Source organism: Hymenobacter lapidarius (assembly GCF_001816145.1).
Taxonomy (GTDB): domain Bacteria; phylum Bacteroidota; class Bacteroidia; order Cytophagales; family Hymenobacteraceae; genus Hymenobacter; species Hymenobacter lapidarius.
In genome coordinates this window covers 199,107-222,219 of sequence record NZ_MDZB01000074.1, presented here as the reverse complement: position 1 = coordinate 222,219, position 23,113 = coordinate 199,107, and the positions used below count along the sequence as shown (strand labels likewise).

22 protein-coding genes are annotated in these 23,113 nt (G+C 61.1%); 4 read left to right on the top strand and 18 right to left on the bottom strand.

Annotated elements, in window-relative coordinates:
• Positions 1 to 80 precede the first annotated feature (80 nt).
• Positions 81 to 812, top strand: a complete 732-nt coding sequence (locus BEN47_RS05320) for an MlaE family ABC transporter permease (protein ID WP_070725827.1) — start codon at positions 81 to 83, stop codon at positions 810 to 812.
• A gap of 101 nt (positions 813 to 913) precedes the next feature.
• Complete coding sequence (locus tag BEN47_RS05315) at positions 914 to 1,729, top strand: ABC transporter ATP-binding protein (protein WP_070725825.1); 816 nt, start codon at positions 914 to 916, stop codon at positions 1,727 to 1,729.
• A 199-nt stretch (positions 1,730 to 1,928) separates the two neighbouring features.
• Here BEN47_RS05315 and BEN47_RS05310 read toward each other — a convergent pair whose 3' ends face one another.
• From BEN47_RS05310 to BEN47_RS05295, 4 genes are all read right to left on the bottom strand, one after another.
• Entirely contained in the window at positions 1,929 to 2,459 is a 531-nt protein-coding gene (locus BEN47_RS05310) for a YfiT family bacillithiol transferase (RefSeq protein ID WP_070725823.1), read from the bottom strand.
• Positions 2,460 to 2,537: 78 nt separating this feature from the next.
• Positions 2,538 to 3,173 carry a bifunctional nuclease family protein gene (locus tag BEN47_RS05305; protein WP_070725820.1) on the bottom strand — a complete coding sequence of 212 codons (636 nt, stop codon included), beginning with the start codon at positions 3,171 to 3,173 and terminating at the stop codon, positions 2,538 to 2,540.
• A 214-nt stretch (positions 3,174 to 3,387) separates the two neighbouring features.
• Positions 3,388 to 4,365 carry an electron transfer flavoprotein subunit alpha/FixB family protein gene (locus tag BEN47_RS05300; protein WP_070725819.1) on the bottom strand — a complete coding sequence of 326 codons (978 nt, stop codon included), beginning with the start codon at positions 4,363 to 4,365 and terminating at the stop codon, positions 3,388 to 3,390.
• Between the two features lie 96 nt (positions 4,366 to 4,461).
• Positions 4,462 to 5,202, bottom strand: coding sequence for an electron transfer flavoprotein subunit beta/FixA family protein (locus BEN47_RS05295; RefSeq protein ID WP_070725816.1), 741 nt, complete (start codon positions 5,200 to 5,202; stop codon positions 4,462 to 4,464).
• An 85-nt stretch (positions 5,203 to 5,287) separates the two neighbouring features.
• On the opposite strand from BEN47_RS05295, the gene BEN47_RS05290 reads away from it, so the two are divergent.
• Positions 5,288 to 5,626 carry a tetratricopeptide repeat protein gene (locus tag BEN47_RS05290; protein WP_070725814.1) on the top strand — a complete coding sequence of 113 codons (339 nt, stop codon included), beginning with the start codon at positions 5,288 to 5,290 and terminating at the stop codon, positions 5,624 to 5,626.
• Between the two features lie 374 nt (positions 5,627 to 6,000).
• Here the strand turns inward: BEN47_RS05290 and BEN47_RS05285 are convergent, their stop codons facing one another.
• From BEN47_RS05285 to pseB, 14 genes are all read right to left on the bottom strand, one after another.
• Positions 6,001 to 7,494, bottom strand: a complete 1,494-nt coding sequence (locus BEN47_RS05285) for a lipopolysaccharide biosynthesis protein (RefSeq protein WP_070725812.1) — start codon at positions 7,492 to 7,494, stop codon at positions 6,001 to 6,003.
• A gap of 83 nt (positions 7,495 to 7,577) precedes the next feature.
• On the bottom strand, positions 7,578 to 8,951 hold the full coding sequence (locus BEN47_RS05280; RefSeq protein WP_125921510.1) for a DUF7033 domain-containing protein: 1,374 nt from the start codon (positions 8,949 to 8,951) through the stop codon (positions 7,578 to 7,580).
• 42 nt (positions 8,952 to 8,993) lie between these two features.
• Positions 8,994 to 10,292, bottom strand: a complete 1,299-nt coding sequence (locus tag BEN47_RS05275) for a glycosyltransferase family protein (RefSeq protein WP_239691505.1) — start codon at positions 10,290 to 10,292, stop codon at positions 8,994 to 8,996.
• Positions 10,292 to 11,335 (bottom strand): pseudaminic acid synthase, encoded by a 1,044-nt coding sequence (gene pseI / locus BEN47_RS05270; protein ID WP_070725806.1) that lies wholly within the window; start codon positions 11,333 to 11,335, stop codon positions 10,292 to 10,294. The genes BEN47_RS05275 and pseI overlap by 1 nt, the downstream gene beginning before the upstream one ends.
• A gap of 314 nt (positions 11,336 to 11,649) precedes the next feature.
• Complete coding sequence (locus tag BEN47_RS05265) at positions 11,650 to 12,543, bottom strand: hypothetical protein (RefSeq protein ID WP_125921509.1); 894 nt, start codon at positions 12,541 to 12,543, stop codon at positions 11,650 to 11,652.
• Positions 12,544 to 12,573: 30 nt separating this feature from the next.
• Positions 12,574 to 13,248 (bottom strand): HAD family hydrolase, encoded by a 675-nt coding sequence (locus BEN47_RS05260; protein ID WP_070725802.1) that lies wholly within the window; start codon positions 13,246 to 13,248, stop codon positions 12,574 to 12,576.
• A 94-nt stretch (positions 13,249 to 13,342) separates the two neighbouring features.
• Complete coding sequence (locus BEN47_RS20105) at positions 13,343 to 15,289, bottom strand: NAD-dependent epimerase/dehydratase family protein (protein ID WP_204378280.1); 1,947 nt, start codon at positions 15,287 to 15,289, stop codon at positions 13,343 to 13,345.
• Positions 15,273 to 15,866, bottom strand: a complete 594-nt coding sequence (locus BEN47_RS05250; RefSeq protein ID WP_070725799.1) for a GNAT family N-acetyltransferase — start codon at positions 15,864 to 15,866, stop codon at positions 15,273 to 15,275. The genes BEN47_RS20105 and BEN47_RS05250 overlap by 17 nt, the downstream gene beginning before the upstream one ends.
• A 158-nt stretch (positions 15,867 to 16,024) precedes the next feature.
• Positions 16,025 to 16,768 carry a class I SAM-dependent methyltransferase gene (locus BEN47_RS05245; RefSeq protein WP_070725796.1) on the bottom strand — a complete coding sequence of 248 codons (744 nt, stop codon included), beginning with the start codon at positions 16,766 to 16,768 and terminating at the stop codon, positions 16,025 to 16,027.
• A gap of 89 nt (positions 16,769 to 16,857) precedes the next feature.
• On the bottom strand, positions 16,858 to 17,781 hold the full coding sequence (locus BEN47_RS05240; protein ID WP_070725795.1) for a class I SAM-dependent methyltransferase: 924 nt from the start codon (positions 17,779 to 17,781) through the stop codon (positions 16,858 to 16,860).
• Positions 17,778 to 18,512 carry a cytidylyltransferase domain-containing protein gene (locus BEN47_RS05235; RefSeq protein WP_070725793.1) on the bottom strand — a complete coding sequence of 245 codons (735 nt, stop codon included), beginning with the start codon at positions 18,510 to 18,512 and terminating at the stop codon, positions 17,778 to 17,780. The genes BEN47_RS05240 and BEN47_RS05235 overlap by 4 nt, the downstream gene beginning before the upstream one ends.
• Positions 18,512 to 19,165, bottom strand: coding sequence for a pseudaminic acid biosynthesis-associated methylase (locus BEN47_RS05230; protein WP_070725791.1), 654 nt, complete (start codon positions 19,163 to 19,165; stop codon positions 18,512 to 18,514). The genes BEN47_RS05235 and BEN47_RS05230 overlap by 1 nt, the downstream gene beginning before the upstream one ends.
• Positions 19,166 to 19,296: 131 nt before the next feature.
• Positions 19,297 to 20,487: a UDP-4-amino-4,6-dideoxy-N-acetyl-beta-L-altrosamine transaminase gene (pseC, locus tag BEN47_RS05225; protein ID WP_070725789.1), complete on the bottom strand. Its 1,191-nt coding sequence runs from the start codon at positions 20,485 to 20,487 to the stop codon at positions 19,297 to 19,299.
• Positions 20,488 to 20,503: 16 nt separating this feature from the next.
• Positions 20,504 to 21,523 carry a UDP-N-acetylglucosamine 4,6-dehydratase (inverting) gene (gene pseB, locus BEN47_RS05220; protein WP_070725899.1) on the bottom strand — a complete coding sequence of 340 codons (1,020 nt, stop codon included), beginning with the start codon at positions 21,521 to 21,523 and terminating at the stop codon, positions 20,504 to 20,506.
• 117 nt (positions 21,524 to 21,640) lie between these two features.
• Between pseB and BEN47_RS05215 the strand changes: the two genes are divergently transcribed.
• Positions 21,641 to 23,110: an MBOAT family O-acyltransferase gene (locus BEN47_RS05215; RefSeq protein ID WP_070725786.1), complete on the top strand. Its 1,470-nt coding sequence runs from the start codon at positions 21,641 to 21,643 to the stop codon at positions 23,108 to 23,110.
• Positions 23,111 to 23,113 lie beyond the last annotated feature (3 nt).

Genomic DNA, 23,113 nt, shown 5'->3' with positions numbered 1-23,113 from the left:
AAGGTGCCGCATTGCACCGCCTCTCGCTAGCAGCAACACGGCCGCCCAAACTTCGGTTTTTATTCCCCAACTCCTGCCCAATGCTCAAAACTTTTGGTACGTTCGTCCTTTTTCTACGTGGCATGGTCACGCGCACCGAGAGTTTTCGGGTGCTCTGGAACCGCACCATGGAAGAGGCCATGCTCATCGGGGTCGACTCCATCGTCATTGTCTCCATCGTTTCGGCGTTCATCGGGGCCGTTACCTGCGTGCAGATTGCCTACAACCTCACCAACCCGCTCATACCGCAGTCCACCATCGGCTTCATGGTGCGCGAAATGACCATTCTGGAGCTTGCCCCCACCATCACCAGCATCGTGCTGGCCGGCAAAGTGGGCAGCAGCATTGCGGGCGGCTTGGGCACCATGCGCATCACCGAGCAGGTGTCGGCGCTCGAAGTAATGGGCATCAACTCCACGTCTTACCTGGTGCTGCCGCGCATCATTGCGGCCTTGCTCATGTTCCCGTTGCTGGTTATTTTGGCCATGATGCTATCCATGGTGGGCGGGTTCTTGGCGGGCACCCTCACGGGCGTGATGACCTCGCAGGATTACATTGAGGGCATTCGCACGGATTTCATTCCGTACAACATCTTGTTTGCCCTCATCAAAGCAGTAGTATTCGCTTTTCTAGTCTCCGGCATTTCGGCTTTCAAGGGCTACTACACCACTGGCGGCGCCCTCGAAGTAGGCGCAGCCAGCACCGGCGCGGTAACCAACTCCATCATTGCCATTCTGCTTGCTGACTTTGCGTTGGCGGCGTTGCTGCTATGATTTAGTTGTCTGTTGCTCGTTGTTCGTTGTCAGGCAGTACCTGACGGGCAACGGTGCAACGCTGGCAACCAATAACGAGCAACTATCAACGGACAACTAACATGATTGAAGTATCCAATATTGAAAAGTCCTTCGACGGCACGCCCGTGCTCAAGGGGATTTCATGCGTGTTCGAAACCGGCAAGTGCAACCTGCTGCTGGGCGGTTCCGGCACCGGCAAAAGCGTGCTGCTCCAGTGCATTGTGGGCCTGATGAAGCCCGACATCGGCTCCATCACCTTCGATGGCACAATATACACCAACAGCAAGGTCGATATCCGGCAGGAAATCCGGCGCAAAATCGGGATGCTCTTCCAGGGCTCGGCTCTGTTCGACTCCATGACGGTGGCCCAGAACGTAGAATTCCCGCTACAAATGCTGACGCCCGAAATGACCCCTGAAGAGCGGCGCGACCGGGTAGAATTCTGCCTGAAGCGCGTGGGCCTGGAAAACGCCGGTAACAAGATGCCCGCCGAGATTTCGGGCGGCATGAAGAAGCGCGTGGGCATTGCCCGGGCCATTGCCCCGCAGTGTACCTACCTGTTTTGCGACGAACCCAACTCCGGCCTCGACCCCGCCACGAGCATCAAAATCGACCAGCTCATTCACGAAATCACCCACGAATACGATATTACCACCGTCATCGTGACGCACGATATGAACTCCGTGATTGAGATTGGGGAGCACATCATTTTCCTGCACCAAGGCAAAAAACTCTGGGACGGTACCAAGGAAGAAATTCTGAACGCCACGGTTCCCGAGTTGAGAGACTTCATCTTCAGCAGCAGCCTGGTGCGGGCAGCCAAGCGCATCGACGACGAAACCGAAGGCGGCATCGCCGCCTTCGCGGAAGAAGGCGACGCCGGCGCCGGCATCTAGTCCCCGCCAGAGCGTATCCAAAAAGCAGCGCCCTCTGAGTTGAGCACGCAGGGGGCGCTGCTTTTTGCGTTGCTAAACAGCCGTACAACCGGCGCAAGTGCACGCCTCACTCCCCCTCTCTTTCTTGGAGAGGAAGCCGGGGGGGGAGGCGTCTGATTAATCGACCAGCTAAAGCATTTTGAAAGCTGCTACGAAACCCCTACTCCAGCAACAGTTTCAGGTGGCCCAAGTGGTGCTGACCGTGCCAAGCATACATCGCCAGGGCTTGGTCGAGGGTAAAATCGCGCTTGGTGCCCGGATGGTAGAACGTGCGCTGCCACTGCTCGGCGCTCATGTGGTGCAGCAGCGTCACCCAGCGTGTGTGCAGGGGTTCCAGCAGCGTTAGTGACACCGTGATGGGCGTGGCCGCTACATCGGGCAGCTCGGCCCAGGCTTGCTCGTCGTAGGGGCGCACGGTGGGGTTGTCCTCCGTCAGAGCCAGGCGGAAACGGAAGTAGCAGTTCATGTGCGAGTCGGCCAGGTGGTGAATTACCTGCCGGCCGTTCCAGCCGCCGGGGCGGTAGGGGCGCTCCAGGCCCGTGCCGCCTATGGCCTTGGCCACGGCCGTGAGCTGCGCCGGCAGGTCGGCAATCTGTTGAATAAGGGCCGTGCGCTCGGCCGGGTTAAGGGCGCCTTCGGGCAGCTGCGCGCGGCCAATGGGAAAGCTGAGGGATTCGGTGGTTGGGTTCATGACGGTAAAGAAAGCAAAAACGCTGCTCCCGGGCTGGGAGCAACGTTTTTAGTAATGGTTCGGGGACGAAAGCAATGTTTAGCCGTTGCGCTTGTTCAACTCGTCGCGGATTTTGGCGGCTTTCTCATAGTCTTCTTTCTCCAGGGCCTGGGCGAGCATCTTGGTGAGCTCATCCAGCGAGACCTGGCCGCTCGGGTCGCGGGGCTCTGGCTGCGCGCGGCTGGGCCGCGGCGAGTCCGAATCAGTGTCGTCTTCGTCGTCATCCTCGTCTTCATCGTCGGTTTCGCCTTCAGCTTCGTCAAGGTCAGAGAGAATGATGCCGGCTTCGCTGAGCACGCTTTCAACCGTGAAAATGGGCACCCCAAACCGCAGGCCAATGGCAATGGCATCGGAGGGGCGGGCGTCGATATCGAAAGTCGTGGCCCCATCGGAGCACACAATGCGGGAATAAAAGACGCCCTCTTTCAAATCAGAAATCACCACTTCCAAAATCACCACGTGCACGTGCTCGGCAAAGGATTTGAACAAGTCGTGGGTAAGCGGCCGGTTGGGGCTGATTTTTTCGATTTGGATGGCAATGCTTTGCGCTTCGAACATGCCAATGATGATGGGCAAACGGCGGTTGCCGCCCTTCTCGCCCAAAATCAGCGCAAAGGAGCCAGATTGTGACTGGCTGGACGAAAGGCCCAGGATTTCAAGCTGGATTTTTTTCAAGGGAATGGGGAAGTTGGGTCTTGGTGCTGGGGAAGGGTGGGCGGTGCGCCGTGGCGGCGGGGCCAGGAGATGTACGTGCAAATAAAGAAAAGTCCGGTTACCAAGCGCGGAAATCTTCCTTCGGCGGCCGCTTATCAAAACATTTGGGGACTCAGGCCCCTGGTTTTCCTGCGAAAACCAGCCCCCCGAGTCCCCAAATGATTGAAAAAAAATATTAGCCTAGCGCTTTTACGGCGGCAGTCAGCTTGGGCAGCACGTCGAATACGTCGCCCACAATGCCGTAGTCGGCCGCTTTGAAGAAAGGCGCTTCGGGGTCTTTGTTGATGACCACAATCACCTTGCTGCTGTTCACACCGGCCAGGTGCTGGATAGCGCCCGAAATGCCGCAGGCAATGTATAAGTTAGGCGAAACCGTGATGCCGGTCTGGCCCACGTGCTCGTGGTGAGGGCGCCAATCGACGTCCGACACCGGCTTGGAGCAGGCCGTAGCCGCGCCCAGGGCCTTAGCTAGTTCCTCAATTAGGCCCCAGTTCTCGGGGCCTTTCATGCCGCGGCCACCGGATACCACCAAGTCAGCCTCGGGCAGCAGCACGCCGCCGGCTTGGTCCTGCATCACCACCTGGGTGGGGGCATCGGCGAAGTCAGCGTCCGTGAGCTGGGCCGAGAAGCTGGTTACTTCCGCCGTTTTGCCGGCTTCGTGCTTGGCTTCGGTCGAGTTCTTTTTCACGGCGATGATTTTACGGTCGCCGCTCAGCACCACGTCCGAAAACGCCTTGCCCGAGAAAGCACCGCGCCGCACCACAAACTGGCCGTCGGCCGTTTTGGGCAGCTCCACCACGTTGGTGGCTAGGCTGGCTTTGAGCCGCACCGACAGGCGCGAACCCACTGCCGCGCCAATGTTGGAGTTGGCGAGGATGATGATTTTAGCCTGCTCCTGCTCGGTCGCCGTGGCGATGAGCTTGGTGTAGGCATTGTTGACAAAGTCTTTCAGGCGCGGCTCAGCGTCATAAAGCACCTTGCTGATGCCCTGCTCGCCCAGCGTGGCCAGATTGGCCGTGGTGGCTTCGCCCACCGCAATTGCGGTGGCGGTGGTGCCCAGCATGGCGGCCACCTCGGCCCCGTAGGAGGCCACTTCCAGCGAGGACTTTTTTACTTCGCCGTCGGCGCATTCAACTACTACTAATACTGACATTTCTTTTTAATGAAGAATGAGGAATTAAGAATGAAGAATGAGAAAATTGAAGTCAGGCTTACTAGCAATTCTTCATTCCTCATTCTTCATTCTTCATTAAATAACCTTGGCTTCGTTGCGCAGCAGCTTGATGAGCTCGCCGGCGTTTTCGGCATCAATGAGCTTCACGCCCTGCTTCTTCGCGGGCAGCGCAAACTCGGCCACGGCGGTGCGGGCGGGTTCGCCCACGGGCTCTACCACTTTCAGGGGCTTGGTGCGGGCCGTCATAATACCGCGCATGTTGGGGATGCGGGGCTCGCACATGGGCTGCTGGCAGGAGGCCACGAAGGGCGTGTTGACGCTCACAATCTCCTTGCCGCCTTCAATTTCGCGCTCCAACGTGGCGGTGTTGCCGCTCAGGTCCAGCTTCATGGCCGGGGCCACCGTGGGAATGCCCAGCATTTCGCCCACCATGCCGTGCACCTGAAAGCCGTTGTAGTCGATGCTCTCTTTGCCCATCAAAATCACGTCGTAGGCGCCTTCTTTGGCGATGGCCGCAATCTGCTCGGCTACGAAGTAGGCGTCCTGCGGAGCAGCATTCACGCGAATGGCGTCGTCGGCGCCAATGGCCAGGGCCTTGCGGATGTTCGGCTCGGTGTCGGCTTCGCCCACGTTGAGCACGGTGACGGTGCCGCTGCCGGCGGCCTCTTTCAGCTCAATGGCGCGGGTGAGGGCGTATTCGTCCCAAGGGTTAATTACGAACTGCACCCCGGCCTTGTTAAACTCCTTGTTATCGGGCGTGAAGGTGATTTTGGTGGTCGTGTCGGGCACGTTACTGATGCAAACGAGAAATTTCATGCAAGCGGGCTGAAACGAAAGAAAATGAGATGCTACGCGGAAAAACCGCAAATTTGGCGCAAAGATAACCCGAAACCACCCCCGAATGAACACACCGCCCACCCGTTTGCAGCAACTGCTGGCCTTCTACGACGCCGACCCCAACGATGCCTTTACCATTTATGCCCTGGCTACCGAATACCGGGCGCAGGAGCCGGAAAAGGCCTGGGGGTATTATGAAAAACTACTTGCCGAGCATCCTGATTACGTGGGCACCTATTACCACGCGGGCAAGCTACTCGAGCAGTTTGATAAGAAAAACGAAGCCGAAAAAGTTTACCGCACCGGTTTGGTGGTGGCCCGCAAAGCCGGCCAGCAGCACGCAGCCAGCGAACTCATGCAAGCCTTGAACGCCTGCCTGGGCCTGGATTATGAGGACGACTAGCGCATTGGGCCTTAAAAAACGCATGTATCAAGCCGGATAAAGTGTGCTCAGCGGTTACTTGACTTGGCCAGAACAGATTAGGAGCCAGGGCGTAGTAGCGCGTGCTTTCGCTGCAGAACCTGAAAAGTGTCGTGTGTGGCGTGCTTCCCTTTGGCTTCCATGCCTTGCCAAATTGGTACGGCCGGGAGGCATTGGAACGGCCGCCGCCCACAGCGCCTGGGGCAGATTCCGGCTGAGCACTTCTTCTAGGAAGGCACCGGTACCAGCCCGCCTGCGGTGGTATCAAACCCCACTGGCACTGGCCAGATTCGTTTTTTTGCTGACTCTCATGCTGAGCTATGCATTGCACGAACAAGACAATAAATCCGCCGGCATCAGCTTTTTACTAAGCGCGCCTTCAGGCTGCCGAGCATGCCGGTGAGCTCGGGGGCGGTGCGCGTGAGCAGCACTCCGGCGGCGTAGAGCACCGTGAGGGTGCCTCCCCGCAATAACAGGTTGAGCCAGGCATTGGCCAGGTCGGGCATCAGCCAGGCGGTGGTGCCGGCTACGGCAGCCACTATCAGAATCCTCAGGATGCGGCCATCGAAGGGCTGCAGGCCGTAGTGGCGCCACACAAACCACGTGCGGGCGATGTTGATGCTGACCAGAGCCGCGCAGTACGCCAGGGCCGCGCCCTCCAGCTGCATGCGCGGAATCAGTATCCAGTTTAGGGCCACCACGGCGGCGGCCAGGGAGATGTTGAACACCAAATCGAAGCGGTAGCGGGGCGAGGTAGCCACGATGATGCCATTCACGCCCGTGATGCCATCTACCAGCCGCCCGGCCAGCAGCAGCAGCACCGCGCTGGTGCCCACCGCGTATTCGGGGCGGTCAATCAGCCCGTAGATGAAATCCAGATTCAGCCCAATGCCCAGCGCCAGGTAGCAGCCCAGCAGGGTGTTGATGCGGGTGCTGCGGCGGTAAAAATCGGCCATCTTGCCCATGTTGCCTTCCTTCCAATATTCGGCAATGAGTGAAAAGGCGGTTTTGTAGAGCGCCCGAAAGGGCAGGACCAGCGCCGTGCTGATGTTGGTGGCAATGAGGTAGACGCCGGCGGCGGCTAGGCTGAGCTTGGTGCCCACCAGCAGGGTGTCAATGTTGAGCAGCACAGTGCCCGAAATGTTGCTCAGCAGCATAAACCCGCCGAAGCCCAGCATCTCGCGCAGGGGTTTGATGCGCAGCGCCGCCCTAGTGGGCCGCAGGTGTAGCTCGCCAATGGCGGCCAGGTAGCAGGCCAGCAGCACCGCCACCACCGCATAGGCCCCGGTGTAGGCCAGCACAAACTCGTGGAAACTGATGTAGTGCCGGCTGTAGGCCACCGCCGCCCCCACGAGCATGAGCCGCAGCAGAATTTCCTGCGCGAAAGACGAGAAAGACGTGTGAAACAGTGACTTGAGGTACGCATCCTGCAGTGAGCCCAGCATGATGCAGCCCGCCAGGCCAATGGCCACCGTGTAGTGCGCGGCCAGCAGGGCCGCATCGGCGCCCGAGGCGTACCACTGAATAACCAACGGCTTGCCAACCCACATGAGAAGCGCCACCACCACAAACCCGAGCAGCGGCGGCCCCAGCAGCAGCGGAAAAAAGCCGCCGTGGTTGCGCCCTTGGTTCCGGAAAAACGGGAAGTAGCGCATGCCCGCGCTGGCAAATCCAAAGGCCGCCACCTGCGCGCCAATGGTGGCCAGGGGCACCAGCACGCCGGCCGTCAAACCAATCTGGCTCGACGACAGCAGCCGGGGCAGTATCAGGATGGTGTTGGCAAAGCCAATGGCCAGGCCGATGTAGGAAATCAGGGTATTACGAATGCCCTGGCGCTGAACGATACCCAATTGGAGGGAGGAGTAAAGGAATGTAGCACATGCATTAGCTTGTGCATCGTACAAAGGCACAAGTTAAAGCATGTGCCACGAGCTCAAAGTTCGGCCACAATCTGGCTTCCGGTCAGAAAAACCGCGCCGTGCTGCTGCAAGTAGCGCATGATTTCGGCGAACTGGCGCGGGCCGTTGATGGTATTGGCCGGGTCGAAGTGGTTGTTGTGCCAGAGCAGGGTGGCCACGCCCCCAAACTTCTCGATTTCCGCGAACATCGGCCGCAGGGCCGGTAGGATGTCGGCGGCCTGCAGCTGTAGGTAATGCGGGTGGTGCAAGGTGGTGTCCATCACGTTAAGCGGGATTTCGAGGAAGCCAAGCTCGCCGCCGGTGGCAAAATTAAAGGGGTAAAACGGGTGGCAATAGGAATTCCGAAAGCCGAAATGCTCGGCAAAGCCCAGGCTCGAATCGTAGCGAAAGCACCTGGCCGCATCCACCAGCGCCGGGGTGCGGCGCGGTTCCCAGCGCAGGTAGTGAAAGCGCAGCCCCGGGGGGCCGGGTTGATGGCGCCCCACTTCCGCCAGCAGGTGCGGCGCCTCCGTGGCGGTGCCGATGCTGCCGTGCAGGCTGATTTCGCAGCCCTGCCGCTTCAGGGCATCGAGGCGCCCCTGTAGCGCCTCCGAAACGGAGTAATCGGCGTTGGGCGTGCCGTCGGCGCCGGGCCGGTGCTCGGGAAGGATGAAAAAAGTGGACCTGGCCCCGTAGGCGGCCACCGCGGCGGCTACCGCTTCCAGGTTATCCCAGGCATCGGGCCGGGTGAGATGATGCCACAGCTGGTGCCCGAACTGCAGCAGGCGGCCCCGTTGCAGCGCAGCTTTGGCGGACCCTTTCCAACCGCCGCGCAGGTTGTCGATGTCGTGGGTGACAAAGGCTGCGAGCGGCGCGCCTCCCCGCCAGGTCTGGGGCTTCAACGCCTGCCCGCTGACGTGCTCCACGGCCGTTTTCAAGACCTCAAAGTAGTAGTTCACCACCGGCAACGCCACAAAGCCGTACTGGTGCTGCACGCTGGCCGCGTAGGGAAAGCGCCCGTGCCGGTCACGGGCATCCGAAAAATATTCCTGCCAGCCACTAAGCAGATAGAAAGCCGCCGAGATAATGTCGGCGCCGATTATGACTTGCCCCGCGTGCAGCTCCAGCAGAGGCGCATCCGGTTCCGAATCAAAAAAAAATGGCACCCGTTGGCCCTTCCATTCCCGGAAACTGGGCGCTGGCGGGTAGGGTGTGAGCTGCTGAAAGAAGTCCGCGGAGCCCGCTGCTACCCGAATGGAAAGGGACTTGTCATGGTAGCCAATGGATACCGCCGGCACATTGGTATACGCCAGCTGGAAGTGCCGTAGCACATACGCCAGCCGCATTTCCTCAGAGACGGGTGCGGCCACTGGCGGCGGCAGGGCAGATGAATGGGCAGGGGAAGGCATAGCAGTAAAAGTACAGCGGTGCCTGCTGGCCTCCGCAGGGGGCTAGCGCGGCGCCTGGAGCCACTCGTTGAGCAGGGCCAGGGTACGGGGCTGGCTGCGGCCCTCGTCGGGGGTGCCGAGCGTGGCATTGTAGTAAGCGGCGCGGCGGTACAGGTCGGCGGGCTTGCTGGCGGCGTACCGGCGCAGGCAGGCAGCCAGCTCTGCCGGGGTATCGGCCCGCGCTACCAGGCCGCGGGCCGCGTACCCGTAGTAGTCATCGGTCAGCGGATTGGTGCCGAAACGGTAGTACACGCTGGCCACATTCAGGAGGGTGGCTTCCAGGTGCGTGGAGGTGTCGGCGGCCACTAGGGCATCCTGCTGCAGGAGAAAGTCGAACACGTTTTCGGTGCGGGCACTCGACCATTGCAGACCGGGCACCAGCTGCCGCAACGGCGCAAAATCGCGGCCGTCGCTGGGGTGGGGGCGCAGGGTGAAGGTGAGCTCCGGCAGCTCCCTGGCCAGGAACGCCACGGTGGCGGTCAGGGCCGGCAGGGGGTCGTGCACGTTGCAGGCAATGCCCACGCGGCGCACGGCCGGAACGGTATTGCGGCGGGCCAGGTAGGTATCGGCTTTGGGCATGCCCACCAACTCCACTCGTCCGTGCACCGGGCCGCACAGGCGGTATTTGTCGAGGGCATCCTGGCCTTCCAGCAAGCTGAGGTCGAAGCCGAGCGGCGGGAAATTGGCGCTCACGCTGGCGTGCTGCACGTAGGCGGTGGGCACGCCCTCGGCCCGGCAGGCCAGCAGTAGCGAGCGGGTGTCGTCGTTGTGGTCGTTGGAAAACACCACGGCCCGGGGCTGGTGCTGCCGCAGCGCCCGGCGGTACACCTCGTAGTACCCAATGGCGTAAAAAATGAAATCGAAAAACCGCCACGCCCGCCGGCCTTCCGTGCGCAGCAAGCCTGCCAGAGCAACCGGAAATTGCCAGTAGTATAGCAGCTTGCGCCGCAGGGAGAGGCGGTTTACGGCGGCATTGTAGCGCCCAATGTGCTTGGCCTGGCCCGCCACCAGCACCGCATTGGGCCGGGCCTCTTTAATGAAAGCCAGGGCGTCGTAGTTATTGGCGCTCACCACGTACAGCCACACTTTACCCTGCAGCTCTTCCCGGTTATTAATGGGGCTAAAAATATTGCCTATCAGCCGTAGCCCCGCGTAGCCGGCCACCCGCGCCAGCCGCTTCACGGGGTTGGCGGGCGAAATATCAGCCAGCGCCGCTGGGGGCAGCGCCGCAAACACCGCCGTAAATCGCAGCTGCAAAATGTCGCGCAGACGCGCTAGGAGCGGCAGGTTGGGCGCGGGCATTACAATGCTTCCCAGGTGAGCGGGGTGCCGGGCTGGAGGGGCTGGGTGGCCCGGCGGCCCAGCACCACGTCCCAGTGCCGGGGCCAGAGCCCGTCACCGGGGCGGATGATTTTCAGGTTGTCGGTGGTGAATTCCTCGCCCGCCGCTATGGGCTTGGCCACGTAAATGCTGCGCTTGTAGAGGCGGCTTTTCTCTTCGCCGGCCTGAATGCAGAGCTGCACCGTGCCCAGGGCCTGGTGCGCCCGCTCGGTTTCCTCCACCAGGGCTTTCAGCTCGTGCGGCTCCAGGGAAAAGGCGGAATCCACGCCGCCCTCGGCGCGGCTCAGCGTGAAATGCTTCTCGATGACGCAGGCTCCCAGAGCCACGGCCGCCACGCTGGCGCCCACGCCCATGGTATGGTCGCTCAGGCCAATGGGGCAGCCGAAGGTTTCGGCCAGCACCGGGATGGTGCGCAGGTTGGTATTGGCGGGGGAGGCGGGGTAGGTGCTGGTGCATTTTAGCAGCACCAGCTCGCGGCAGCCGGCTTCGCGTAGCACCCGCACGGCATCGTCGATTTCGGCCAGCGTGGCCGCGCCGGTGCTCACAATCACCGGTTTGCCGGTGGCGGCCACCTTGCGCAGTAGCGGCCAGTGCGCGTTTTCAAACGAGGCAATTTTGTAGGCCGGCACATCCAGCTGCTCCAAAAAGTCCACTGCCGTTTCATCAAACGGGGAGCTGAAGGCCAGCATGCCGTGCTGCCGCGCCCGCGCAAACAGCTCGGCATGCCACTCCCAGGGCGTATGGGCTTCCTGGTAGAGCTTATACAGGTTCTTGCCTTCCCACAGCGACTGGCCTTCTTCGTCGATGGCAAAGCCGGTGTCCATGGTGATGGTATCGGCGGTGTAGGTCTGCAGCTTGAGGGCATCGACGCCGGCGGCGGCGGCGGCATCCACTAGGGCCAAAGCGCGGTCCAGGCTCTGGTTGTGGTTGCCCGACATTTCGGCGATGATAAACGGCTTGTGCGCGGGGCCGACGGGCCGGCCGCCGATGGTAATTTCAGTCATGTTCAGGGAAAGCCAATCAGGCCCGCAAAGGTAGGGCTTACGGGTTCCTGGCGGCGCTGCTCGTGGTAAGAGGCTTACGCACTGTATTCTAAAAATCCTCAGTCCCGTTGCATGTGGTTAGAACCAACTTTTTAAGTTTAAGAAACTCATCTGGTTGGTTAGTTTCGTAAACTTTGATTCGTAAACGGGTTTCTGAAACCCGTCCGCGCCTGTATACAGTTGGTATTGGGCAGCTGTTGGTAGTTTAGGGAATAGACCATAATCGCACCCGTACCCGCCAATAGACCACATCCGATTTAACATGCTCACTTGTGTCAACGGCCCCGCCCGATAACCGTCTGCAGGTTGGCGGTGGTGCGGCGTCCGTTCTGATAAGCTGGGCCCCACGGTGGCGTATTGCGAACGGCTGACTCGAGTGCTTGGCGCCCGGCGTCGTCCAGCGTGAGTTGACCACCAATGGCTTTCACCCGTGCGAAACCCAACGCATCGACTGCAAGCTCCAATTCTAGCGTAGCCCCCCGCTTAAGTTGCTGCCGTTGTGGCGTAGCAGTCAATACCTTTTCCAAATACTGGGTGAATTGAAAATTGTCGTACGCCATAAACTGTGGGGCACGGTCCGTCGGTACGATGCCTGTGGGCTTGGCAACAAACGTCGCCGGCATTTTAGCGGCCACGCGCTTGGCTGCGCCACTAAATGCGCCTTGCTGGGTTCCGAACATGGCGGTGGACTCACTGGCCGCAAACCACACGTGGTTTAAACTGTCGCGAACGGCAAACGTAACCGTTGGGAAGCTGCCGGCATGCTGGTAGCATACTACATCGGCGTAGAGAAAAGGAAAACCGGCACGCTGCTCCAGCAAATGCGCCAGGGTATCCTGCTCCGTCGTGACGCGGTAGCCGTTGGATTGCAACCGCTGCCGCAACGGCGCGAGCACCGCGCTAAAATCCTTGGTAGAATTGATGAGTAACGGGCCAGCCGGATTGGATACGCTGAGGTAAACCACCGGCCGTTGAGCGTGGGCTTCCGATGCGAGTAGCGCGAAAACGCTGATTAGCAGCCCGCTTACCCATTGATAAAGGAAGGCAGGAGTTCTTTTTGGTAGGAGCATGGCGTGATTTATCAACAGAAGGCTGTGCCAGCCGGACGATTGGGTTTCTTGACTTGTTATGGTTGAAAGGTAATTGGGTTCAAGAAAAGGGTAATTCAAACATACACCTCAAGCAGGCAGGCCCAGCGGTTACCCGAACAGTGAGGCCATAAATTCCTCCGTCAGCTCGTCCAGCGAATAAATTCGCCGGTGCGCCTCGTGCGCATCATCGGCTTCCGAATGTGCATAATTGCCGCGCAGGATGCGTACGGTTTTAAACCCTAGCGGCTTGATGCCCACGAAGTCCTTGCGGGGGTTGTCGCCCACGTACAACACCTGACCCGGCGCCACGCCCTCGCGTTGGCAAATCAGCTGGAATACGTGTGGGTCGGGCTTGGCGCGGTGGCGGCCGTAGCGGTTGGTGAGGTAGGCGTAGCGCACGCGGTCCGCCAACTGCAAGGCGGCTACTTTGCGGGCCTGCACCTCCTTGTGGCCATCTGTGACGAGGTACTGCGGCAGGGCCGCAAAGCGCGAAAGGCACCGCTCGGCATCAGGAAACAGCGTCAATTCGGGCTGGTGCTGGCGGTAGGCGCGCAGGCAGGCTGTTACCAGGGATTTGCTCCAGCGCCCATGCTGGCGCAGCACATTATCAAACACTTGTCCCCGGCCTTGCTCCGCCTCTTCAGCAATCATGCCCGCCGCCAACGTTTCGGCCGGGACTAGGAGTATCGGGCTCAGAAACGCCGCCACGGCCTTGAAACCGCTGTGCACGTAGCTCAGCTCATGATAGAGCGTGTCGTCTAAGTCGAAAACGAGTACGGGCATGGTTTTTTGAGCAGGCGAACAACAAGTGTTAAGTAACGAGCGGATTAACGCAGATTGATTTTGCAACACGCCTGCCGATACTTCCTGCTTTCTTTTACAAAATCACAGGATAAACGACATCGGCTGCGGTACGAACCTGCCGGAGCGGACCGGCCGCGGGCTGGAACGGAAAACCATCTAAATCAGCCCCAGCGGCCTCCTGCAAAAACCAGAAAAAGGAATCGACGCCAGCGGCAATGCCCAGGGTTGAAGCGCCCCCTAACCGGCAGTTGCACTCGATAATCTGTAAGTCACCGTTGTCGTGAAGCAGGGCTTGCAGCACGAGGGGGCCGTACAAGCCGAGCGCCTCCACCATGGGCGTGAGCTTGGCCACCAAGGCCGGGTCGGGTAGCGTGGTGGTTACCTGCGATTCGCCGTGCGCCACCACGTCGCGGGTGCGGGGCACCAGGCCGCGCACGGTGCCCCGGCGGTCCACGTAGGCATCGACACTGATTTCCTGGCCGGTAATAAACGGCTGAAAAATAGGGTCCTGCAGCATGTTGGCGTGGGCCAGGGCCGCCGCTTCGGGTAGGTTCAGCCCCAGGCTGAGGGAGCCTGCGCCGTACTGCTCCTTCACCACAAATCCGGCGGCTGAGTTGGGCTCGTTGCTACCCGGTAGCCCGTCGAGGCTGCGGGCGGTGGGGATGACGGGCAAGCCTTGGGCGGCCCCGAAAAGCGCAAAGTCCAGCTTGTCCAGGCAGCGCTGCACGGCCTCGGGCGCACTCACCAGCACAGCGATGCCGGCTTCGGCCAGCGCCTCCCGGTGGCGGCTCCAAAAGGCCAACTCCCCGTCGCGGGTAGGGATGATGTGCCCGATGCCCTGCTCCTGACAATATTGAACAATGTGGGGCAAGTGCTCGTCGGTGGTGGCGGGCATCTGCCAGAAACCATCGGTGAAATGCTGGGCCAGACAGGCGCCGTTCATGTCCCCACCGATGATTTTGATGTCGGGGTGCAGGCGCTGGGCGGCGGCACGCACGGCGCGCACCAGCGGCACCTTGGCCGCTACGCTGCTGATGAGCACGTGGCCCGGCACGCGGCTCAGCGGCGGGGCGGCTGCGCGCTCCTTTTCGTAAGCAATGATTTCCGGAATGGCTGTTTCCAGCGTAGTCGGGGGTAGCCAGTCTATCTGGCTCGACCACAGCGTCATGTCGGCCTGCGAGGCCTCAAAAGCAATGTCGGAAGCGACGTAGTTGGCACGCATGCCGGGGAAATGCTGGCGTAGTACTTCCACCACATCGGCTACGCGGCGCGCCTGGCCGGTGCCGAAGTTGATGATGCCCGTTACGGTTTCGGCAGCTGCGAGGCGCAGCAGGCCCTCGGCAGTATCGGCGGCGTAGAGGTAGTCGAAGAACGACTCCGCGCCATAGACCGTGATTTCTTCGCCGGCCAGCAGCATGCGCACCCAGCGCGAGGTAATGTCGCGCCCGTTGCGCCCGTAGCCCCGGTAGATGCGCGGAATGGCGGTGCTGAACTGCTCGCCCCGGGACGTTTGCAGGAAGCGCAGCTCAATTTCGTGGGATAGCTTGGCCATGCCCGTCAGGTTGCGGGGCAGGATGGGGTCATCCTCGCGCAGGCTACGGGGCTGGGCGGGCACCTCGGCAAAATTGTACAGCGCCGGGTCGTAAATGAGGTAGCTTGAGGCAAACACCACCCGCCGCAGCGACGGTAGGTCTTTCTGCACCGTCATCAGGTGGTGGCTCAGGCGCACGTTGTGCTGGAAATTCTCTTCCCAAAACCCGTAGGTTTCGGTGGAGCGCTCGAACGTAGCGGCCAAATGAATGAACACGTCCGGGGCAAACGCGCCAATCTCCGATTCGGTCAGGAAGTTCAGGTCGCCCTGGCGGTACCGGAATCGGGCCGGAAAATCGGTGGGACGGGGCTTCAGGTCGCCCACCAGCACCTGAATATCGGCGGGCAGGGCGGCCAGGCGGCGCACCATTTCCTGGCCAATGACGCCGGCCCCGCCGCTGATGAAAATTCGTTTAAACGGCAGAACCAAAGGCTGTGGCATAGTCGGCGGCCAGCTGGCCGTGCATCAGTGAGTCGGCAAAGGTATCCGGAGCCAGGCGCACATGCTGCCGCAAGCGGCCTTCGAGTTGGAAACCGGCTTCTTCCAGAATGGCCACGTGGGCCGGCCGGATGTCGTAGGTCTCGGTAAATAAGCGGTTGAACTTCAGGCCATGAAACGCGGCTTCGCCCAGCAGGCGCAGGTGGGCCCGGAAGTCGTTGCGGTAGGTTTCGGGATCGGCCGCGCGGCGCGGGTCCATCAGGAAAGAAACTTCGGCGCGGCCATCGGGCCAGGAAATGTGCACCAGGCCGCCGTAGGCTATCAATTCCTCGTTTTCCAGGAGTGAAAATAGCAGCTGCCCTGGCTGCTCCTGCTCAAAAAGGGGCATCACTACGCGCTGGAAATAACTTTGCTGCTGCTCGGCCGTGAGCGGCGCGGCTTGCCGCAGCACTTCCAGTTGAGCATTGCGCCAGGCCCGGATGGGCTCCCGGTCCTCGTAGCGAATGGGAACCAGCCGGTAGTCGTTCCAGCGAAATTCGGGCTGTGGGAGGGAGAGGTAGGTTTTCAATTCTGAATAAGCAAAACATAAAATGGCACGTCATGCTCATCTGGCGTCCGCGTAGCCGAAGCATCTCGCGTGGGGTAGTAACCCCAGTCGTAAGATTTACTATTGCACGCGAGATGCCTCGGCTGCGCTCGGCATGACGTTCCTTTTCGGACGTTCAATTACACCACCAGATATGAAATCAGGGGGTTGAGGGGGCTGCGGCGCAGGGCGTAGTTTGCTATGCCGAATACTTCGTCAAACGCCAGGGTTTCGCCCGGGAATTCAGGGCAGTTCAGCTCGTCGAACGCCACGATGGCGCCTTTGGTGAGTCGGGGGCGAATGGCTTCGAGGCAGGCCTTGGTGGGTGCGTAAATGTCAAAATCGAAGTAGGCGAAGGCAATGACCGTTTCGGGGTGGTCCTTCAGGTAGCGGGGCACGGTTTCGGAGGCGTCGCCGGCCACGAGCTCAAACTTGCGCTTGTGCGGAATGGGGCTGTCGGCTTCGTGCAGGGCCAGGATGTGGGCGAGGTACTCCTGGTAGTTTTCAGTCACGCCGTAGTCGCCTTCCTTCACTTTGTCGCCGTCCTTGGCATCCACCGAAGGAAACCCGCCGAAGGTGTCGAACCCAATGATTTTGCGGTTGTAGTTGAACGGCTCGTAGATGCCGCGCAAGGCGTGCATCAGCGCCAGATTCTGGCCCCAGCGCACTCCAAATTCCATGGCCACGCCGTGCACCGGAATGATTTGCTGGTAGAGCTCCGTGAAAAACAAGAGCCGCGAGAACGTTTGCCGGTTCAGGTACAGGCCCAGGTTGTTGAGCAGTTCCGTATTCGGAATCGGCGAGTCGCGCAGGGTTTGGGCAAAACCTTCGCGCCGTGCCTGCTCGGGGGCCGACGCGCCGCTGAGGACGGAAATGGTTGACATCTTAGTTGTTCGTTAGTAATTGTCAGTTGTCAGAATGTTGTCGTCAGTTTTGATACAATCAGAACAACCTGACAACGCGCAACTGACAACTAAATCGGCTGCAAAAATGCGACAATGCTGCGGCCCAGCCCAACGGCCGCCAGGCTTTCGTAGTAGGCGGCCACCGCCGGCACGGATGCCGTGTGCAGCAGAAAATTATCCTTCTCGATGCGGGCGCGGTGGGCGGCCTGGCCGGCTTCTCGGTTCATCACGTAGTTGGTGGCAGGGTTTAGTAGGTTGAGGTCAATGGGCTGGTCCCCAAGCACTTTATCTACGCTCCAGCCCGTGGCTTCGGCTAGGTTGCGCAGCCCGGCCTGGTTGAAGTAGGAGAGGTGGTCGGGCAGCACCACCCAGAACGGGCGGTCTATTTTGCCGGTGTCCAGCAGGTGCTGCTGCAGGCTCGAAAAATCGTTGGGCACGTCCACCACCAGCACCCCGTTGAGCTTCACTAGGGTGCGGCAGAGGCGCAGCAGCTCGGCAGGGTCCAGCACGTGCTCCAGCACGTTGTCCAGCCACAGCACGTCGAATTTAAGGCCCTCGTGGGCGAGCTGCCGCACCTGCTCGTACAGGTCGCCGGTGCGAAGCTGGCCGCGCAGCTCCGGGTTGAATTTTTCGAGGGCAAAGCTGCTGAAATCCAGGCCCAACACGTCCCAGCCCTGCCGCTGGAAGTAGGCCAGCGCCCAGCCTTCGCCGCAGCCAATATCCAGAAACGAGCCGGGGCTGTCCCACTCCGGGGAGGCCGAAGCGCCGTGCTGCTGGCCCGCCAGGCGGAGCTGGGCCAGCACCCAGTGCCGCAGCCGCAGCTTGCCGTTGAGGTGCTCCAGCTCTTCCAGCGGGTACTCGGCCTGGTAGGTGGTCAGGTTTTCCTGGTAGTAGCGCTGGGCGTAGTAGTCCCGCAGCTCCTCAGGGCCGGGTTTATCCTTGATTTCGTAGTAGCCAAACTCGTTCAGGCACAGGGTATCGGGCAGGTTCATGTGGTTTTCTGCTCAACGTGGGCGTTCAACGCCATGATTTCCGGATGGGATTCCAGCAAAGAAAGCAATTCCGGAATCGAAAGCCCGGCCGCGCCGTGCTGCTCAATGAGGGTGCGCAGCACCTCGTAGTCCTCGGCGGTGTCGAGGGTGATGCGGAACCGGCTGAAATCGCCGCCGGGCCATACTTCGTCGCGGTACACCACGCGCCCGGCCGTGGCCGCATTGCCCTTGAGGTAGGGCGTGACGTGCTCCCGCTCATAGGGCAAGGTGGCGTTGGCATGGGCTTCGGCCAGCAGCTCCATCGAGAAAATCTCGAAATCCAGGCCGCGGGGAAAGGTGCGCACCATGGAATTGGAGCGGTACACCAGCGGGTTGTTTTCGGCCAAAAACCGCTGCACGGCGTCCCCAATCAGGGGACCATCCACCAGCGGGCAGTCGCTGGTGACCCGCACAATGGCGTCCAGGCCAAACTTCCGGGCCGTTTCGTAGTAGCGGGCCAGCACGTCGGCTTCGCTGCCGCGGTGGCAGGGCAGGCCGCGGGCTTCAGCATAGTCGGCCAGCACGTCATCCGCGGGCTCGGTGGTGGTGGCCAGCAGCACGGGCAGGCCGCTTAGCTGCAGGCGGGCTACGTGGTAGTCGAGCAGGGGCCGGCTCGCTGCCGGCAGCAGCACCTTGCTCGGGAGCCGCGTGCTGCCCATGCGCACCTGGGAGATAATGCCGGCGTGCTGCATCAGCTGGCGGTTTTTTCGAGCAGGTACACCACGTCCCGGTTGCCGCGCTCGGCGTCGTTGATGTAGGGGTAGAGCTGCTGCTTCACCAGGCGCAGCTCCGGGAAATTGTCGATAAACACCTGCGCAAAGTCCGTCTTCCACAGGAAGCCTTCGTTGCCCCGGTACTTGATGGAGGTGGTTTCGGGGGCGTAGTACTCGTAGCCCATGATGTAGCGGCCCGAGCAGCGCACCATTTCGCCCATGATGCGCGGCAAGTCGGCCGGCGCGATGTGAATGAGCACGCCGTTGGTGCACACCACGTCGAAGTAGTTGTCCTTGAAAGGCAGGTCGAAACCGCTGCCTTGCAGGATGTTGACCCCGCGCACAAAATCGCGGGCTTTCTCCACGGCGTATTGTTGCAGCTCAACGCCGTAGAGGTTGGTGAAGCCCGCCGCCTGCAGGCCCACCAGCTGCATGCCGGTGTTGCAGCCCACTTCCAGAATGCGGGCGTCGTGGGCGAGGTTGCCGAGGAATTCGGCGTTTATTTCCAGCTTGGTGTGGCCGTAGAGGTCGCGGTAAAACGTGTTCCACTCTTCCAGCGGGCGGGAGTTGCGGTCGGTGTATTCGCGGCCGAAGTCGCCGGCCCAGAAATCCTCTTGTTGGGTGTGCTGCAAAATGTGGGGAATTAGAAAAGGTGTTTATGCCCGCGTCATGCTGAGCGCAGCCGAAGCATCTCTACTGCTGTAGTAAAATCATATAGTTACGCAGTAGAGATGCTTCGGCTGCGCTCAGCATGACGGGTTTTTTATTGCTTGTCGGCAACTACAAATTCCTGAATGCACGCCACTACGTAGTCCTGCTCCTCATCGGTGAGCGTTGGGAAAAGCGGGATACTGAGGCAGTGCTCGTAGTAGGCTTCGGCCAGGGGGAAATCGCCGGCTCTCCAACCCAGGCCTTCGTAATACGGCATGCGGTGCACCGGAATGTAGTGCACCTGCGCAAAAATCTGCCTGGTTCTGAGGAAGTCGTAGAGGCCCTTGCGGTCGGCTACTTCGATGACGTAGAGGTGGTAGGCGTGGCCGGGGCGGCCGGGGGCCAGTATTTGCACGCCGGCGGCGTGGGCGAAGGCGGCGTCGTAGCGGGCGGCCAGGGCGCGGCGGCGGGCCAGGCCCTGGTCGGCGCGGGCGAGCTGGCTCAGGCCCAGGGCGCAGTTCAGGTCGGCCAGGCGGTAGTTGTAGCCCAGCTCCTGCATTTCCATGTACCAGCCGCCTTCCGACTCGCGGATGAGGTCGGCCGGGTCGCGGGTAATGCCATGGGTGCGCAGGCGCAGCAGGCGCTGGAACAGCTGCTCGTCGTTGGTGGTAATCATGCCGCCCTCGCCCGTGGCGATGTGCTTGACAGGATGAAAGCTGAAGATGGCCAAATCGGCAAAGCGGCCGTTGCCGCACTGCTGCTCCTGGCCGTTAGAATCGATAAAAAAGCCGCCGGGGGAATGGCAGGAGTCCTCAATTATCCAAAGGCCAAACTCGTCGGCCAGTTGCCGGGCCGCTTCCAAGTCCACGGCCAGCCCGGCGAAATCGACGGGAATCAGGCCCGCGAAATGGCCCTTGGGGTGGGCTTCGAGCAAGGTCCGGACCTTTGCCAAATCAATCAAACCCGTGGCCGGGTCAATGTCGGCAAACTGCACCTCACCGCCGCAGTAGCGCACGCAGTTGGCCGACGCCGCAAAGGTGAGCGGCGTGGTGATAACCCGCTGGCCCGGCTGCACATCCAACGCCAGCGCGCATAGGTGCAGCGCCGCCGTGCCGTTGCTCACCGCCACCGCATACCGGGCGCCCACGTAGGCGGCAAACTGCTTTTCAAACGCGGCCACCGCCGGCCCCTGCGTCAGAAAATCGGCCTGCAATGCTGCCGTCACCGCGGCCACGTCGGCGTCGGTGATGTTTTGGCGGCCGTAGGGCAGGGGGCGAGTGGGCTGAAAGGCAGTTTCGGACATGGAACGGGTGTCGGTTTTAGGCCTCAAAGTCAGCGTCGACGTGCAGCCGGATTTCTTCCCGAATCTGTTCGGCATCCAGCCACTCCGCGTTGTTGGCCGAGTCGTACTGGAAGCCCAGTGGCACGCGCTGGCCGTTGAAATGGCTCACGAACTTATCCACGTCCCAGGTGGGCATCGAGGGCAGGATGACGTAGTAGCGGTCCAGTTCGACGGTGCTCAGCGCGTCGGTTTCCGTTATCATGGCTTCGTGCAGCTTCTCGCCGGGGCGGATACCCACAATCTTCTGCTCGCACTCCGGCCCAATGGCGCGGGCCACTTCCGTGATTTTGTAGCTCGGGATTTTAGGCACAAAGATTTCGCCGCCCCACGCGTGCTCCAGCGCATAAAGCACCAAATCCACGCCTTCCTCCAGCGAGATGTTGAAGCGCGTCATGTCGGGGTGGGTGATGGGCAGCACGCCGGTGTGGCGCTGCTGCATGAAGAACGGTACCACCGAGCCGCGCGAGCCAATTACGTTGCCGTAGCGCACCACCGAAAAGCGCAGGTCGCGCGCGCCCTTCATGTTGTTGGCCGCCACAAACAGCTTGTCGGAGCAGAGCTTGGTGGCGCCGTAGAGGTTGATGGGCGCGGCGGCTTTGTCGGTGCTCAGGGCCACCACCTCTTTTACGCCGCAGTCGAGGGCGGCGTTGATGACGTTCTCGGCCCCGAAAATATTGGTTTTGATGCACTCCATCGGGTTGTATTCGGCGGCGGGCACCTGCTTGAGGGCGGCGGCGTGAATCACGATGTCGATGCCCTCGCAGGCGCGGTGTAGCCGCTCGCTGTCGCGCACATCGCCGATGAAGTAGCGGATGGCCGGGTACTGTTGCGGCGAAAACTCCTGGCTCATCTCATACTGCTTCAGCTCATCGCGCGAAAACACCACCAGGCGCTTCACCTGCGGGAATTTTTCGAAAACAGTACGCACGAATTGCTTGCCAAAGGAGCCGGTGCCCCCGGTGACGAGGATGGATTTGTGATTGAGGTCGAGAGCCATGAAAAAAGAAAAGCCGAAATAGAACCACAAAAGTAGTTTGCAGGAATGTAGCGGGGGCGCTGCGAGTCCACGCTCCATTCCCGACCTTTGGCCGGCGGAGCACCTGCCGCGTTGCGAATGCTATTCAATTCCCTTCATTTCCTGGTCTTTTTCCCGGTGGTCGTCGGGCTCTATTATGGCCTGCCGCCCCGGTGGCGCGGCGCCCTGCTGCTGCTGGCCAGCTACTACTTCTACATGAGCTGGCGGGCGGCCTACGCCCTGCTGCTGCTGGGCACCACCCTCGTCGATTATTACAGCGGCTACCGCATGGGCCAGCTGGCCACCAAGCGCGAGCGCCGGCCCTACCTGTACCTGAGCCTGGTGAGCAACCTGGGCACCTTGTTCGTTTTCAAGTACTTCAATTTTTTCCGGGACGCAGCCTTGCAGTTGGCCGGCACCCTGAACCTGCCGCATGCGGCCATTCCGGCATTTGAGCTGCTGCTGCCGGTGGGCGTCTCGTTCTACACGTTTCAGTCCGTGGGCTACATCATTGATGTGTACCAGGGCCGGCTGGAAGCCGAGCGGAATCTGGGCCGTTTCGCCTTGTTTGTGGCCTTCTTCCCGCAGCTGGTGGCCGGGCCCATTGAGCGCGGGGGGCACATGCTGCCTCAGTACCGGCGCACGCACGCGTTCGATTATGCGCGCATCGTGAGCGGCCTGCGGCTCATGGCCTGGGGCCTGTTCAAGAAAGTAGTGGTAGCCGACCGGCTGGCCGCGTTCGTCAATCCCATTTATAATGACCCCCGGCAACACCCCGAAGGGCCCCTGCTGGTGCTGGCTACGCTGGCGTTCACCTTTCAGATTTACGGGGACTTTTCCGGCTACACCGACATGGCTCGGGGGGCGGCGCGGGTGCTGGGCTTCGATTTTAACCTCAACTTCCGGCAGCCCTACTTGTCGGCTTCGGTGCCCGAGTTCTGGCGGCGCTGGCACATTTCGCTCTCCAACTGGTTCCGGGACTACGTGTATATTCCGCTGGGGGGCAGCCGGGTCCAGCCCGCGCGGGCCTATGGTAACCTGCTGGCCGTGTTCCTCATTAGCGGCCTCTGGCACGGCGCCAACTGGACGTTTCTGGTCTGGGGCGGCCTGCACGGGCTGTACCTGGTGGCCAGTACCTGGGCCCGGCCCCTGCGCCAGCAGCTGGCCCAGGCCACGGGGCTGGCCGCGCACCCGCGGCTGCGCCGGGGCCTGGGAGTGCTGGTCACGTTTGGGCTGGTGGCCTACGCTTGGATATTCTTCCGGGCCAATAGTCTCGGCGATGCCGTCTTCATCAGCCAGCACCTGCTGAGCGGGTGGGACCTGAGCAGCCAGAAAACGGCCGGGCTGCTGCTGGAGTTTTCGCAGCACTACCGCCCCGAGCTGGCCGTGGCGGCCTTCGGCGTCCTGCTCATGCTTGGGGTGGAGTACATCGGCCGTGAGCGCAGCCTGCAGGCCTGGGTGGCGGCCCGGCCGGCGGGGGTGCGCTGGGTGGGATACGCCGGGCTGTGCCTGTTGATTCTGTACCTGGGTATTTTCAATAGCACCTCATTCATCTACTTTCAATTCTGATTC